Source organism: Streptomyces sp. NPDC002536 (assembly GCF_053594995.1).
Genome location: NZ_JBSFWU010000026.1, coordinates 47,838 through 61,802 on the forward strand (window position 1 = coordinate 47,838; position 13,965 = coordinate 61,802).

The window sequence follows — 13,965 nt, forward strand, 5'->3', positions numbered from 1 at the left end:
CGGTGCCCGCGATGACCGACCGTGCCGCATCCTTGGTGGCGTCGGTCAACCGACACCACCCGTTGTCCTGCAGTGACGTCCGCTTGGCGGGTGATCGTTCCCGCCGTCCTGGAGATCATTCCCCACGGCCATGCACGTGGCACCCGAGAGCGGACGGCAGGCATGGCGGGTCAGGCCTCCCCGGCGGCCCCGCGCAGGATGTTCTGGCCGTCCCGGCCCCGCAGGGCGAGTGCGGCCGGCAGCACGGCCGCGGTGAGCGCGATGGCCGCACAGCAGGCGGCGAGCACGCCCATCACGCCCCAGGGCACGACGGCGGGTGTCGGGCCGACCAGGTGGGTCAGGGCCGTCCAGGAGCCGCCGATGCTGATCGCCGTGCCGAGCAGGCCGAGGACCGTCCCGGCCGCCACGCACATCAGCGTCTCGATGGCGACGGTGCGCAGCACCTGGGCCTTGGTGGCGCCGGCCAGGCGGAGCAGGGACAGCTCCCGTTTGCGGTCGGTGACGGTCATCACGAGCGAGTTGGCCAGAGCGATGGCCGCGTAGCAGATGGCCAGGCCGAGGATCATCAACAGGGCGTTCCGGGAGGCCTTCTCATTGCTGTCGGTGGCCGCCGACCAGGTCTCCTGCGGGGTGGCGAGCCGGGCGCCCAGCCCGTGCACGGCCGTCTGGAGGGCGGTGGTGGCCTGCTGCCGGTCGGTGCCGGGCAGCAGCCGCAGGTGGATCTGGCTCGCCAGGGTCCGGCCGCCGACACCGCCGGTGACGGCGTTGGGTGCGGTGACCCAGGCCTGGGTGGCCTCGGCGCCGGTGCCGAGGACGGCGGCGACCCGCAGGGTCCGGGGGGTGCCGTCGGCCAGCAGGACCGAGACCTGCTGTCCGGCCCGGGGCGAGCCGGGCCAGGTGCGGCTGAGCACGATCGAGTCCGGGCCGAGGCCGGCCAGCGAGCCCGAGACGACCGGGAGCCGGTCGACCCCGGCCAGCGCGGCGGCATCCACCGCGGCGGCGCTGAAGGACACCAGGGCCTGGCCATCCTGATCGGCCATCACCAGGGTCGGGGTGATCACCAGGCTCTGCACGCCGGGGACAGCCCGGACCCGGTCCACCACGGCCTGGCTCAGCCCGGGCGTGCCGGCCGGTGCGACGACGAAGTCGGCCGCGGCCAGCTGGTTGCGGACCTCGGTGACCTTCGAGCGGTTGATGGTGTCGATGCTGCCGAGCAGGCAGCCGACGAAGGCGATGACCAGCACCACCGGGGTGGTGGTGGCGGCGGTGCGCCGGAAGGCCGTCAGCGAGCTCTGCCGGGCGGTGGCCCAGACGATGCCGCCGCCGTCCTCGGCGGGGCGACCGCGCAACCGGGCCGAGAGGCCGGGCAGCACCGTCAACAGCCGGATCACCGGGGTGGCCAGCACGCCCGCCAGCAGCACGCAGCCGCCGACGATGGCCAGCAGCAGACCGAGCGAGTCCGCGGCGCTGGCCGCGGCGTCGGGCCAGGTCCGGGCCACCAGCATGAGCGCCCCGATGCCGCCGCCGAGCACGAGCAAGCCGCTGATCCAGCGGACCGCCAGCGCGAACCGCGAGCGCCGCTCGACGTCGGCCTCCATCAGCGCCTCGCCGGGGCTGACCAGGCCGGCCTTGAACGAGGAGAGCACCACGCCGGCCATCGCGGTCAGCAGTCCGATCAGGGCCGCGACGAGCAGCCCCCACCAGCTGATCGGGACGGTGAAGTCGGCCGGCACCATGGCGTGGTCGATCAGCCACCGGCCGGCCAGCGGCGCCCCGGCCGCACCGAGCACGCAGCCCGCGACGGAGGCCAGCAGGCCGACCAGCAGGGCCTCCCGATTGACCAGGGTGCGCAGCTGCTTGCGGGTGGCACCGATCAGGCGGAGCAGGGCGAGCTCGCGGCGGCGCTGGGCGATCGACAGCGCGAAGGTGCCCGCGACCACGAACACGGCCGTGCCGCCGGAGACCGCGGCGGAGAGGCCGAGCGGGGTCTGCACGTTCTCCAACTGGCCGGCGACGTCGATGTGGTGCGGATCCAGCTGGCTGCGCTCGGTGCCGGTGAGCACCCGGGCGACGCTCGCGCCGCCGACGGCGTCCACGGCCTGGCGGACCGAGTCGGCGTCGCCGAAGGCGGCCAGCACACCGACGGCGGGGCTGAACCGGGCGGCCTGCGCGTCGGTGAAGAAGACGGCGTGCTCGAACGGCTCCGCCTCGGTGACACCGGAGACGGTCGCGGTGTGGAGGCCGTCGGCGGTGACGAACTGGACGCGCCGGCCGACCTGGTCGGGGCTGCCGCCGCCGATGACGACCTGGTTGTCGGCGGTCGGCGACGAGCCGGCGGCCAGCCGGTAGCCGCCGAGGGCGGCGCTGGACCAGGCGCGTCCGACCTGGTCGTGCGGGCCGTCCGCGAGCTGGGCGTAGAAGGTGCGGTCCTCGACCGTCCGGCCGGTCCTGGCCACGGCGGCGATCAGCTCGGCCGGCAGGCCCTGCTGAAGGGCGACCGGGGTCGGGGAGACGTCCCCGTCGTCCTGCGTGAAGTCGAGGGTCCGGTTGGCGGTCACCAGGACCGGGGCCTGCGAGAAGCGCTGGCGGCCCTGATCGGGGACGCCGGAGGTGGCGCTCATGACCAGGATGGAAGTGGCCATCAGGGCGACGCCGCAGGCCAGCGCGACGAAGCTGCCGACGAACGAGGCCCAGCGCAGCTTGATGGTGGCGAGGGCGAGGCTCAGCATGCGACGGCCTCCAGCGCGGTCATCCGGGCGGCAACCTGCTCGGCGGTGGGCCGCTCCAGCGAGCCGGCCAGCCGGCCGTCCCGGAGGAAGACCACGCGGTCGGCGTAGGAGGCGGCGACCGGGTCGTGGGTGACCATGACCACGGCCCGGCCGGCGTCGTCGGCCATGGTGCGCAGCAGGGCGAGGACCTCGCGGCCGCTCTTGGTGTCCAGCGCGCCGGTCGGTTCGTCGGCCAGCAGCACCGCCGGGCGGGTGATCAGCGCACGGGCGATGGCGACGCGCTGCTGCTGACCGCCGGAGAGCTCGCCCGGCCGGTGTCCGGCCCGGTCGGCGAGGCCGACCACGGACAGGGCGGCGGTCACCTCGGACGGCGAGGGGTGACGGCCCGCCAGCTTCGCCGGGAGCGCCACGTTCTGTGCTGCTGTCAGGGCGGGGAGCAGGTTGAAGGACTGGAAGACGAAGCCGATCTTCTCCCGGCGCAGCACCGTCAGCTCGTTGTCGCGCAGACCACCCAGGACGGTGCCGTCGACCCTCACCTCGCCCTGGTCGATCGCCTCCAGACCGGCGGCCGACCGCAGCAGGGTCGACTTGCCGGACCCGGAGGGGCCCATGACGGCGGTGAAGGTGCCGAAGGGGAAGCCGACACTCACCTCGTCCAGGCCGACGACCGGCTCGGGTCCGCGCCGGTAGGTCCGGCGAACCGATCGAAGTTCAACAGCAAAGTCCGTGGCGTTCATGATCACATCCCATCAGCCGGGATGAGAGCGGCTCAATGACACGAGGTTCCGTACCGGGGGTGTAGCTGGCTACACCCCCGGTACGGGGTGTGGCGGGTGGTTTCCCCCAGGCGTGCGACCCGATGTGGCAGCTGCAGACCACGGCGTCGTCCGGCAGCGTGCCCGTGCCAACGGCCACAGCGTCACCACCGGGGTTGAGGAACACCTCGGGCAAGGACAACGCACCCCAACCACGCGAACGGCGCATCGACCCAATCCGGCTGAAAAACGGTCGTGTACGACCCGAAAAAACGCTCGGGCCGACACACGCCGCGGCCTTCCCCGGCATCCCGCCGTACCACTCCCCTGGTGCAGGTGATTTGGCCTGGAATCAGGCAACTGGCCGGGCGCGTGGACGGTCTAGCTGACAGAGCCACCCAGCCCTGCTCGAAGCCCGAAGGGACACCGCTCATGTCCTCCAGCCATCATTTGCTCAGCGTCTCCGTATCCGCTGCCGCTCTCCTCGTCACCGCGGCAACACCCGCCTCCGCTTCCGACGTCGCCCCCTCGCGTACCGCCGACGATCCCGGATTGCACAGGACTCCGGTCCTGGTCGACTGCCTGCGCCACGACCAGGTCGCGCCACGCGAATACATGCTGGCATGCGGGGACGGCAACAACGACCTGCGCGGGCTGCGTTGGGCAGACTGGACCGCCCGCACCGCGCACGGCGCGGGCAAGCAGGTCGCCAACGACTGCACACCGGACTGCGCCCGGGGCCGCTTCCATACGTTCCGGGTGCGCGTGGAGGTGTACCGGCCGGTGCACCGGCCCGGAAAGGCGCCGTATTTCTCCCGGCTGACAGTCGTCTACCTCCACGAACGCCCGGCGGGCTCCGGGCCGTCGCAGACCTACTCTCTGAGCTAGCACGAGGCGTACCCCTCAGGACCGGCCGCTGCACTGGTCGTTACGGACTTGCGCGACTCTCCAGACACGCCTCCATGATCCTGCCGTCGGCAGGGACGGCGCCGGGCCGGCGTTCACCAGGTGACGGGCAATGCCTGCAGGCCACGTTTTTGGAACGACGGGACCCATGTCAACTGGTCTGCGGCTGCTGCCAGGGCGAGCTTCGGGAAGCGGCGCAGCACGCTGGAAAGGGCGATTTCGGCTTCAAGTCGTGCGAGGGGTGCGCCGAGGCAGTAGTGGATGCCGTGGCCGTAGCCGAGGTGTGCGGGTGTGCGGGTGCTGTCGAAGGCATCCGGGTTCGTGAACTGTTCGCTGTCGCGGTTTGCGGAGAGGAGGGAGAGCCACACGCGTGCGCCGGCGGGGATACGGACTCCGGCGATGGTGAGTTCTTCCAGGGCGAAGCGGCGTACGGCCAGCGGGAAAGGCGAGTTCCAGCGCATGGTCTCTTCGAGCACTGCGCGGATGGAGATCCGGCCGTCGCGGACTGCTGCCATCTGTTCAGGGTGGGTGAGCAGGGCGAGGGTGGCGGTCCCAATGAGGTTCACCGCATTGTCGTAGCCCGCGTAGAGAGTGAGGAAGGCCATGGCGATCAGTTCCGGCTCGGTGAGCCGGTCGTGTGCGTCGCGGGCTTCGATCATTGCGGAGAGGAAGTCGTCGCTCGGCTCGGCCCGTTTGGCCGCGATGATGTCGGCGAGGAACCGGTGCATCTGCTTCAGAGCCGCTCTCGAAGCCACCGCGGCGTCCGCTTCCGGTGCCACCAGGGTGTTGGTCCAGGCCCGGAAGTCACGCCGGGCATCGGCAGGGATGCCGAGCAGTTCGCAGATGACGGCCATGGGCAGCGGGTAGGTCAGTGCCTCCATCAGATCGACCGGTGGGCCGGCGGCGGCATCCAGAAGTTCGTCGGTGTGGGCCTGTATGCGCTCGCGCAGACCCTCGATACGGCGTGGCGTGAACGCCTTCGACACCAGCCGGCGCAGGCGGGTGTGGTCGGGCGGGTCCATGTTCAGCAGATGGGCATCCAGCTCGGACGGCATCGAGGGCTGATAGCTGCTGTCAGTCGTGGCGTTGGCCTTGTCGAGGGACAGCCGTGGGTCCGCCAGCGCCGCACGCACATCCTGGTAGCGGGTGACGAACCAGACCGGGGCGCCGCCCGGTGTGGTCGTGCGGTGGACCGGGCCCGTCTCACGGAGTTGAGCGTAAATGCGGTGGGGATGGGCCATGGTCTCGTCCGCGAACAGACAGCCCGTGGTGGTGCTCATGCGCGTGTGTCTCCGTTGGCGGTAGTGAATGCGTCGGCCACGCGGGCCCTCCTGGAAATCCAGTGAGGATCTTGAAGTGGATGACAACCATCATCGTGGTACCGGGCTGGGTGTGCGGTGCACGAAAGACATCGCACCGGGTTACTCTCGTTCCCACTCGGGTGCGTGCGTACCTCGCGGGTGCGCAGGGAGCGTGCTTCGGGCGCCCTTGGTGCACCTACGGCCCGTGGTGAAGCCTGCACGCCGCTCGGGCCCAACCCGCTGATTCCTCAGCACCCTGCTCGACCGCAAAGCCCGGCTCGGCCTCGGCCGCCGCGACGAGCACCAGGACGCCACCGGCGCGGACGTCGACGCGGTCCTCAGCGCGCTCACCGATCAGGCCGACGCCTTCGAACGCATCGACCGCCAGGCCACCGCACACCTGCGCGTGCACGTCCACCCACAGGTCGCCACCCACGCGGCGGCGCTGGAGCACGCCAACTACCCGCCGGGCCTGTTCTTTTCGCGCGCCTTCAGCATCGACAAGGCCACTTCCGCGAGCGCGCCGACGGCACAACCCTCAACCGCCTGGACCTGCGGATCGACTTCGTTCCGGTCGTGCACATCAGCAACTCCATCGCGGACGGCGAGCGCTTCGGACAGTCTTCTCTGGCCACGATGTTCCAGACTCTGGACGAACTTGCCGAGACCGACACCGACTCGGCCCGTGCCTCGGCCACCACCGGCGCCCCGATCTCGAAGCGGAAGCGACCAAGTCCGGTACGGGGGTATCCGTGCTGATCACGAATAGCCGGGGCGAATACCTGCTCCACCTCCGCGACGACATCGAAGGCATCTGCTGGCCCGGCTACTGGACACCTGTCGGTGGACGTCCCGAACCCGGCGAATCACTGGCCGACACCGTCGCACGCGAGGTAACCGAGGAGACCGGACTCGCCATCCCACTCGCGGAGTTCACCACCGTCCAGCAGAGGAACGCCGAACACCTCGGCAAGGGCCCGATCGCCATCTACACCGGCCACTGGGACGGAGACGCCCACGCCCTCCCCCTCACCGAGGGCATCATGCTCCACTGGTTCCCGGTCTCGGTGCTCCCACGACTCCGCGTACCCCCGTGGTGCCGAGAGGCGATCGCTCTCCACCGGAATGCGCGGACGATCCTTGCCCTTTCGGAGGACACCCGCCCATGACCACCAGTCGCTGCGACCACTGCGACCTGATCACCGGGGCAGGCTGCGCATGGTCATGTTCCGCTGCGAGCCGAGGCATGCCTGAGAACCCTGGTCCTTAGGGCGTGTCTGTTCGTAGGGCGTAGTCGGAGATTGAGGGGACTGAGGGTGACGCTGCGATGGACGCTCTAGGATGAACGGTCTGGGGTTGGAAGAGGCGCCAGAGCTCTCTGACGGCGTGGGCTGCGGTCGCGCGAGGGGAGTGCCGGCGCAGAAGTTGGAGCGGTCGCGTAGTGCACCTGAACAGCTTTGGCGTGAGCGGCTTCCGTTCGTTGACCGAGATTGCAGACATCCCAGTCGGGAAGCCTACGATCCTCGCGGGCCACAACGACGGGGGCAAGAGCGCTGTACTAGGCGCTCTCGCCTTCCTGCTCGGCAAGCACGAACTAACACTCGACGATCGAACCTATGTGAATGTCGTCGGGGGTGACGAGTCCACTCCGCCGTTACGGTGCGCGGAAACAAGTGTCGTCGGATGGTTCACCCTGGACACCTGGGAGCAGGACGAGTTCGACCTTCCCGAACAGATTCGGCTGCGCCGTTCTGCTGGCGAGGACCTCGTGTCTCGACTGGAGATCTGGGAAGCCGTTCCGGATGACGAGCGGCTGCGTGATCTGTCGCAGTATCAGGTGTCGGACGCGAGAGCCCTCGTGAGGGAGCTGGGGCTTTCCCCTCTCTCCACACGCAAGCTGGACCTACTCGGAGCTCTGCGCGCGCACGGGCGGGAGCATGCTAGCTCGGAGGGCTGGGTTTTGGCGCCATCTGGTCTCGGCAAGCGCATGCCGCGGTATCTCCCCTTCGACGGCAAGGCCGCCAAGCCTGATGATGCTGTCAGGACTGCGCTAGTCGACCGCTTTGCCAGCCACATGGCTGATCCCGAGCTCAAGGGCAGGCTCTCGGCCATCGAGAACGAGGTCCAGGATCGACTCCGCCTCGATGCGAAGTCTCTGTGTGATCACATCCAGACGCGCTGCCCGGATTTGCAGAAGGTCTCCGTCGATCCTGACGTGTCTTTCCAGCAGGGCTTCAAGGGTGCGCCGCTGCGCATCGCCCGCCGGGCTGGGGAAGCGGTGGGGCTGGATCGCACTGGACTAGGCAGCAACCGCCGTATATCACTGGCAATCTGGGAGTGGACCCAGGAGCTCCTGGCAGCGGAGGAAGACACCGCCCCTACCGTCGGTCCAGGTGAGGGAGAGCCGCTCGAGCCGCCGTCCGTGCAGACGATCGTGGTGTACGACGAGCCGGACACTCACCTCGACTACACGCATCAGCGCAAGATCATGCAGTTGATTCGGGCGCAGAGCGACATCCGCGACGTCAACGTGGTGGTGGCGACGCATTCGATGAACCTCATCGACGGGGTCGATATCTCCGACGTGGTGCACCTGAAGCTTGAGAACCACCGGACGGTCGTGGAGCGGCTCGGGGCCGGAGTTCTCGGGAAAGAGATCGATGACTATCTAGGCAAGATCGCTGCTGCGGTCGGGCTGAGAAACTCCGTGCTGCTGCACGAGCGCTGTTTCCTGGCAGTGGAAGGCGAAACCGAGCAGCAAGCCTTTCCTCTACTGTTCCGGCTGTGCGAGGGGCTGTCGCTGCAGGCAGCCGGTATCGCTCTGTGGGCGTGCTTCAACAATGAAGGCGCCCTGCACCTAGCCCGCTACCTCGTCAAACAGGGCCGCACTGTCATGTTGGTGGTCGACGCCGACAGCCGCAACGTGAGCAAGAGCATCTTCAAAACTCCCAAGCTCACCCAATTCTTCGGTACCGACGCCTCCCGCTACGTGAAATTTCTCGGGGAACCTGAGGACAACGATCCGCAGGGGGAATTTTTCAACGAGCTCGAGGAGCTCTTCAAGGACGACCTATGGGCTCGCGTCGCCAACGAGATCTGGCCGAAGGACGATGGCACTTGGCAGCCTGCCGACTTCGCTGCGCTTCGCGGCCAGGGCAAGTTCAGTGCCGAAGTGCAGCAGATGCTGCAGTCCGGCAGCGCTAGTGGCCCCGGCGGCAAGCCTCGGATGATGTCGGATCTGGCCATGGCCCTGGATGATCCACAAGATGTACCGAAGCAGCTGCGGAGCATCTTCAAGGAGCTCAGGAAGGCAGCTTCCTGAGCCGCCCTTGGGCCGCTAGCCCGCCACTGGTGCCAGCTTGATCCTGCCGGCGGCGGGCTAGCATGCGCTCCTTGCGTTGCTCCAGCGTAGGAGCAACCCACTCATGCCATCCCACAGGCGGCTTCCATCGCTGCATGTGCTCACGCTGTTCGATCCCACACCAACGGCAGCCACTCGGCGTAGGTATGCGCAGGTCAGAGCCCTCGGTGGACATAGCCACTCCTTCCCCCTGACCACATTCTGCCCAACGCCACTGACAACACCCCCGACCCCCGGAATGCTCGGCGAAGCGATTCTCCGCGGACCAGGCAACGAGGCGGACACTCCACTCTGCGGCAGGTCCTCCACAGCCGCATCTTCACGCGAAGACGCGCTGAAGGCCCGGTTTCGCGGCCGCGCTTTCGCCCGTTGGATGGAGCTGACTGCGGTAGGGGCAGCAGCAGACGGATCCACTTCGCCTGGAGAGCATGGGCACGCGACGCGTCCAACAGGGAACACTTCGTCCATGGCTGGCAGGCGCTGCTGTCCACCAACGACTCCGACCACAGGGACGCGGTGTGATTGCCCTGCTCGCGGAGGTCTTCGCCCCGCCGCGGCTGCGGTTGCGTCTCGACCGGCTCCTGGTGACCGAGGGGGCAGTGGTCCGGCCGTTCTGGCGGGACATCCTCGGCTCTGCCATACAGCACTACAGCCTCGTCCGGAAGGCGTCGGAAGCATGACCGATCGTCCCGGTCCTTGGTGGAGACAGCGAGTCGGCCGGTTCACCCGGCCCCCCTAAAACGGTTGGCCCATTCTCTGCTGTGCTACCCCTTCGCCGACATCAGGTCTGTGCCCGTGCCGTCAGTGCGCTCGCGACCACTGGCAACGCCCGTGGTGGCCCGGTAACGCCCATCAGGACCTGCTCCGGGCGGGCGGCGACCACCAGCGGGTGCGAGCAGTGCCGAGATTCCCGGAAGGAAGCTCCCCCCGGGCGCATGCCGAAGGCCCGACCGGCGCCGGGACGGCGAAAATCTTGGCGCGCAGGGCGGGCGGAACCAGGTAACGTCTTTGTCATGTTCTTCCAGACGCCGATTTACGAGTGAGAGCGCGACGGGCCCCGCTGACGCCCCTCGACGTCGCCGCACCCGTCCCCCACCGAATGAATCCGTAGATCACTTCACATCGCCACCGGGAGAACCCGTGACCGACAGCAAGAACATCAACAACCCCGTGGGCCAGGGCGGCGGCCAGCGCAAGAAGCTGTCCCGCGCCGAACGGCAGAACAACGGTCCGCACCGCAACCTCGACCGCCAGGGCGCCGCCGCCCAGAAGGCGGAGCTGGTGCGCAAGATGCGCGAAAAGGCACGCGCAGCTGAGGCCGCCGCGCAGGCGAGCGACGACACCGCACAGAGCTGACGCACCGCCGCCGCAGGGCGGCACCCCACGGGGCAGGGCCCGGACCGCGACGCACGGTCCGGGCCCTGCCGCCGTATCGGGCGCGGCCGGTCCCGCTCAGCGGAGTACGGGGACCCGCTGGTGGTGACGCTGCTGGTGCGGCTCGGGATGGTGGCAGTGACGGGCCCGACCAGCAGCGATCTTCCTTCAGAGACAGCCCCCCTCTGGGGAGAATCTGGGGAGAATGAGGCCCCGCTGGGGAGCGGCTGGGGAGGATCGGCCGTACAAACAGGCAGCATGGCGAAACGACTGGAAAGACGGACCATCGCAGGTCAGAGCACCCTTCCAGTCACTTCCCGCAGGTCAGCGCCCCGAGGGCGACGACTTCAAGAAGATCTCGTCGTGGGCGGCGATCCTGTTCGCACCCACGTTGGTGGGAACGATCTACGGGATGAACTTCGACAACATGCCGGAGCTGCACTGGGCAGGTGGGTACCCGTTCGCGATCCTGCTGATGGCAGCGGTGTGTACGAGCCTGTACTTCATCTTCAAGCGGCGGGACTGGTTGTAACGACGAGGGCGCGACGCCTCGATCAACTTTGCGTACGCGAATGACACCGAGGACGACTCCCGACTCCCTGGGGAGAATGCGCACCGCCGTGGAGCGGAGCATCACCTGCACCACCAACCGTTGCAAGTACCGCACCCGTCCCAGATTTACCGATTCCTCTCCCCCAGAGCATCACCAAGAGTGTTGACTGGGCAGCCGCGAGGAGACTCACACCGGGAGGGCCGGATGGAACCGAGGAGTGCCGCGGCAACGGGGATGGACTTCCCCTACACCGCACGTACGACCTGCTACATCGAGGTGCACAAGGACGGCACGGTGACGCACGGGAGCGACCGCGCCGCCTACGAACGGGCCGTGGCCGGCGAGTCCCGTCTCTTCGCGGTCTGGCCCGGAGAGTGGTCGAGCCATTTGTTCGCGATCGACGACCTGGATGAGTACGCGAAGGCACACCGGATCAAGCACGACGAGGAACGCACCGGCCTCAAGGAGCACGTCCACGACGTGCAGTGGGAGCCGAACCCCTACGCCAAGGACAACCCCCGGAGCCCGTACATCGGCGTCAGCGTCACGCTGAACTGCGGCTGCGAGATTCACGACCTGCGTACCTTCGCCGCTCAGATGAAGGAACAGCAGGGGTGGGACGTAGCCACCAGCGGCGGCTGGGGCAGCAGCGGTAAACCTGGGGGAAGGAAGAAGTACTCACTGCGTGTTCGCCGCAAGAGCCTCACGAGGTGAGCTCGGCGGCTCGTCACAGAGTCCGCACAGCGAGTGTGGGCGTCGTTTGAAAAGTGGACCGGGATCGACGTTTGAAAGTTGACCCCCTCTGGCGGTCTGGCTCGTTGGGCCAGGCCGGGAGGGTGGGTGATCAGCGTGGAGGACTGGGCCGAGATCCGGCGGTTGCACCGGGCCGAGAAGATGCCGGTCAGGGCGATCGCGAGGAAGCTGGGGATCGCCAGGAACACGGTGCGGCGGGCGGTGGCCAGTGACGCGCCGCCGAAGTATCAGCGGGCGGCGAAGGGTTCGATCGTGGACGCGGTCGAGCCTGCCATCCGCGAGCTGCTCGAGCAGTGGCCGGACATGCCGGCGACCGTGATCGCCGAGCGGATCGGCTGGGAACGGAGCATGACCGTGCTCAAGGACCGCATCCGCGAACTGCGGCCCGCGTTCAAGCCGGTGGACCCGGCCTCGCGGACGGTCTATGAACCGGGTGAACTCGCCCAGTGCGACCTGTGGTTCCCGCCTGCGGAGATCCCGCTCGGGTTCGGCCAGACCTGCTGCCCGCCGGTGCTGGTGATGGTCTGCGGCTACTCGCGGTGGATCGCCGCGCGGATGCTGCCGTCGCGGAACGCGGCCGACCTGATCGCCGGGCACTGGCGGCTGCTGAGTGACCTCGGAGCGGTGCCGAAGGCTCTGGTCTGGGACAACGAGGGCGCCGTCGGCTCCTGGCGGTCGGGCGGCCCGCAGCTGACGGACGACTTCGCCGCGTTCGCCGGCCTGCTCGGGATCAGGATTATTTTGTGCAAGCCCCGTGACCCCGAGGCCAAGGGACTGGTTGAAAGGGCGAACGGGTACTTGGAGACCTCGTTCCTTCCCGGCCGGGTCTTCACCTCGCCGGCGGACTTCAACGTCCAGCTCGCCGACTGGCTCACCAAGGCCAACCGGCGCCTCCACCGGACCTTGCAGGCCAGGCCCGCGGACCGGCTCGACGCCGACAGGTCCCGGATGCTCGGTATCCCGCCCATCTCGCCGCCCACCTGGTGGAAGTCCAGCCTCAGGTTGCCGCGTGACCACTACGTCCGCCTCGACACCTGCGACTACTCCGTCCACCCGCTCGCCGTCGGCCGGCGGGTCGAGGTGACCGCCGACCTCGACCAGGTCCTCGTCACCTGCGAAGGCACCGAAGTCGCCCGTCACACCCGCTGCTGGGCCAAGCACCAGACCCTCACCGACCCCACTCACGTGGCCGCCGCCCAGGCTGCCCGCACCACCCTCAACAAGCCCGAGCCCGCCGAGAAGCTCGAGGTCGAGATGCGCTCGCTGGACACCTACGACCGCATCTTCGGCGTCATCGACGGCGGCCTCGGACAAGGAGTCGCATGACCACGACGAACTCGAAGAAGACCGCCGGCACCGGCCGGGACGTCACCTCCGAGATCGCCTTCCTCACCCGCGCGTTGAAGGCTCCCTCCCTGCGGGAGGCCGCCGGCCGGCTCGCCGAGCGGGCCCGCGCGGAAGAGTGGAGCCACGAGGAATACCTGGCCGCCTGCCTCCAGCGCGAGGTTGCCGCCCGGGACTCCCACGGCGCGGAGGGCCGCATCCGGGCGGCGCGTTTCCCGGCCCGGAAGTCTTTGGAGGATTTCGACTTCGAGCACCAGCGGTCCCTGAAGCGAGAAACGATTGCTCACCTGGGAACCCTCGACTTCATCGCGGGGAAGGAGAACGTGATCTTCCTCGGGCCGCCCGGCACCGGCAAGACCCACCTCGCCACCGGCCTCGCGATCCGGGCCTGCCAGGCCGGCCACCGCGTCGCCTTCGCCACCGCCGCCCAGTGGGTCGCCCGCCTCCTGGAAGCCCACAACGCCGGCAAGCTCTCCGACGAGCTCACCCGCCTCGGCCGCTATCCCCTGATCGTGGTCGACGAGGTCGGATACATCCCCTTCGAGCCCGAAGCGGCCAACCTCTTCTTCCAGTTCATCTCCGGCCGCTACGAACGCGCCTCCGTGATCGTGACCAGCAACAAGCCCTTCGGGCGCTGGGGAGAGGTCTTCGGCGACGACACCGTCGCCGCCGCGATGATCGACCGCCTGGTCCACCACGCGGAGGTCATCAGCCTCCGCGGCGACAGCTTCCGCATGCGCGGACGCGACCTCGGACGCGTCCCGCCCGCCGAGACCAACACCAACGACTAACAAGATCAACTGACGCATCGGGGGTCAATTCTCGGGCGTCGGTGGTGGGTCACGATTCGCGCGTCGCCGACAAGCGAGACGGGTGGCACAGCATGTGC

14 protein-coding genes and 1 pseudogene are annotated in these 13,965 nt (G+C 68.5%); 10 read left to right on the forward strand and 5 right to left on the reverse strand.

The window, feature by feature from the left end:
* Positions 1-170: 170 nt before the first annotated feature.
* Positions 171-2,729 carry an FtsX-like permease family protein gene (locus tag ACWD4B_RS12500; protein WP_451420729.1) on the reverse strand — a complete coding sequence of 853 codons (2,559 nt, stop codon included), beginning with the start codon at positions 2,727-2,729 and terminating at the stop codon, positions 171-173.
* Positions 2,723-3,466, reverse strand: coding sequence for an ABC transporter ATP-binding protein (locus tag ACWD4B_RS12505; RefSeq protein ID WP_451420730.1), 744 nt, complete (start codon positions 3,464-3,466; stop codon positions 2,723-2,725). The genes ACWD4B_RS12500 and ACWD4B_RS12505 overlap by 7 nt, the downstream gene beginning before the upstream one ends.
* 450 nt (positions 3,467-3,916) lie before the next feature.
* On the opposite strand from ACWD4B_RS12505, the gene ACWD4B_RS12510 reads away from it, so the two are divergent.
* Positions 3,917-4,372 carry a hypothetical protein gene (locus ACWD4B_RS12510; RefSeq protein WP_451420731.1) on the forward strand — a complete coding sequence of 152 codons (456 nt, stop codon included), beginning with the start codon at positions 3,917-3,919 and terminating at the stop codon, positions 4,370-4,372.
* Between the two features lie 113 nt (positions 4,373-4,485).
* On the opposite strand, the gene ACWD4B_RS12515 is transcribed toward ACWD4B_RS12510, so the two are convergent.
* The 3 genes from ACWD4B_RS12515 to ACWD4B_RS12525 all read right to left on the reverse strand — a co-directional run bounded on the left by ACWD4B_RS12515 (position 4,486) and on the right by ACWD4B_RS12525 (position 6,273).
* Positions 4,486-5,670 (reverse strand): cytochrome P450 family protein, encoded by a 1,185-nt coding sequence (locus ACWD4B_RS12515; RefSeq protein WP_451420732.1) that lies wholly within the window; start codon positions 5,668-5,670, stop codon positions 4,486-4,488.
* 217 nt (positions 5,671-5,887) lie between these two features.
* On the reverse strand, positions 5,888-6,145 hold the full coding sequence (locus ACWD4B_RS12520; RefSeq protein ID WP_451420733.1) for a hypothetical protein: 258 nt from the start codon (positions 6,143-6,145) through the stop codon (positions 5,888-5,890).
* 5 nt (positions 6,146-6,150) lie between these two features.
* Positions 6,151-6,273 carry a hypothetical protein gene (locus tag ACWD4B_RS12525; protein ID WP_451420734.1) on the reverse strand — a complete coding sequence of 41 codons (123 nt, stop codon included), beginning with the start codon at positions 6,271-6,273 and terminating at the stop codon, positions 6,151-6,153.
* Here ACWD4B_RS12525 and ACWD4B_RS12530 point away from each other — a divergent pair.
* The 9 genes and pseudogenes from ACWD4B_RS12530 (at position 6,268) to istB (ending at position 13,867) form a co-directional block, all read left to right on the forward strand.
* Positions 6,268-6,450, forward strand: coding sequence for a hypothetical protein (locus ACWD4B_RS12530; RefSeq protein WP_451420735.1), 183 nt, complete (start codon positions 6,268-6,270; stop codon positions 6,448-6,450). The two genes, ACWD4B_RS12525 and ACWD4B_RS12530, sit on opposite strands and share 6 nt — an antisense overlap.
* On the forward strand, positions 6,444-6,860 hold the full coding sequence (locus ACWD4B_RS12535) for an NUDIX domain-containing protein (protein ID WP_451420736.1): 417 nt from the start codon (positions 6,444-6,446) through the stop codon (positions 6,858-6,860). The genes ACWD4B_RS12530 and ACWD4B_RS12535 overlap by 7 nt, the downstream gene beginning before the upstream one ends.
* A 272-nt stretch (positions 6,861-7,132) precedes the next feature.
* Complete coding sequence (locus ACWD4B_RS12540; protein ID WP_451420737.1) at positions 7,133-9,013, forward strand: ATP-dependent nuclease; 1,881 nt, start codon at positions 7,133-7,135, stop codon at positions 9,011-9,013.
* 557 nt (positions 9,014-9,570) lie between these two features.
* The gene (locus tag ACWD4B_RS12545) at positions 9,571-9,732 is read left to right on the forward strand and encodes a hypothetical protein (protein WP_451420738.1); all 162 of its coding nucleotides are present in this window, start codon (positions 9,571-9,573) and stop codon (positions 9,730-9,732) included.
* 460 nt (positions 9,733-10,192) lie between these two features.
* Entirely contained in the window at positions 10,193-10,408 is a 216-nt protein-coding gene (locus ACWD4B_RS12550; protein WP_451420739.1) for a DUF6243 family protein, read from the forward strand.
* A gap of 364 nt (positions 10,409-10,772) precedes the next feature.
* A pseudogene (locus ACWD4B_RS12555) lies at positions 10,773-10,958 on the forward strand (CorA family divalent cation transporter); the annotation flags it as partial.
* Positions 10,959-11,183: 225 nt separating this feature from the next.
* Complete coding sequence (locus tag ACWD4B_RS12560) at positions 11,184-11,693, forward strand: hypothetical protein (RefSeq protein ID WP_451420740.1); 510 nt, start codon at positions 11,184-11,186, stop codon at positions 11,691-11,693.
* A 126-nt stretch (positions 11,694-11,819) separates the two neighbouring features.
* A complete protein-coding gene (gene istA / locus ACWD4B_RS12565; protein WP_451420741.1) occupies positions 11,820-13,058 on the forward strand; it encodes an IS21 family transposase in 1,239 nt (412 codons plus the stop codon).
* Positions 13,055-13,867, forward strand: a complete 813-nt coding sequence (istB, locus tag ACWD4B_RS12570) for an IS21-like element helper ATPase IstB (protein WP_451420742.1) — start codon at positions 13,055-13,057, stop codon at positions 13,865-13,867. The genes istA and istB overlap by 4 nt, the downstream gene beginning before the upstream one ends.
* The last annotated feature ends 98 nt before the right edge of the window (positions 13,868-13,965 follow it).

Excerpts from the sequence above, each read along its gene's own strand:
- ACWD4B_RS12500 (WP_451420729.1), bottom strand. The coding sequence starts at position 2,729 with ATGCTGAGCCTCGCCCTCGCCACCATCAAGCTGCGCTGGGCCTCGTTC.
- ACWD4B_RS12505 (WP_451420730.1), bottom strand. The coding sequence starts at position 3,466 with ATGAACGCCACGGACTTTGCTGTTGAACTTCGATCGGTTCGCCGGACC.
- ACWD4B_RS12510 (WP_451420731.1), top strand. The coding sequence starts at position 3,917 with ATGTCCTCCAGCCATCATTTGCTCAGCGTCTCCGTATCCGCTGCCGCT.
- ACWD4B_RS12515 (WP_451420732.1), bottom strand. The coding sequence starts at position 5,670 with ATGAGCACCACCACGGGCTGTCTGTTCGCGGACGAGACCATGGCCCAT.
- ACWD4B_RS12560 (WP_451420740.1), top strand. The coding sequence starts at position 11,184 with ATGGAACCGAGGAGTGCCGCGGCAACGGGGATGGACTTCCCCTACACC.
- istB (WP_451420742.1), top strand. The coding sequence starts at position 13,055 with ATGACCACGACGAACTCGAAGAAGACCGCCGGCACCGGCCGGGACGTC.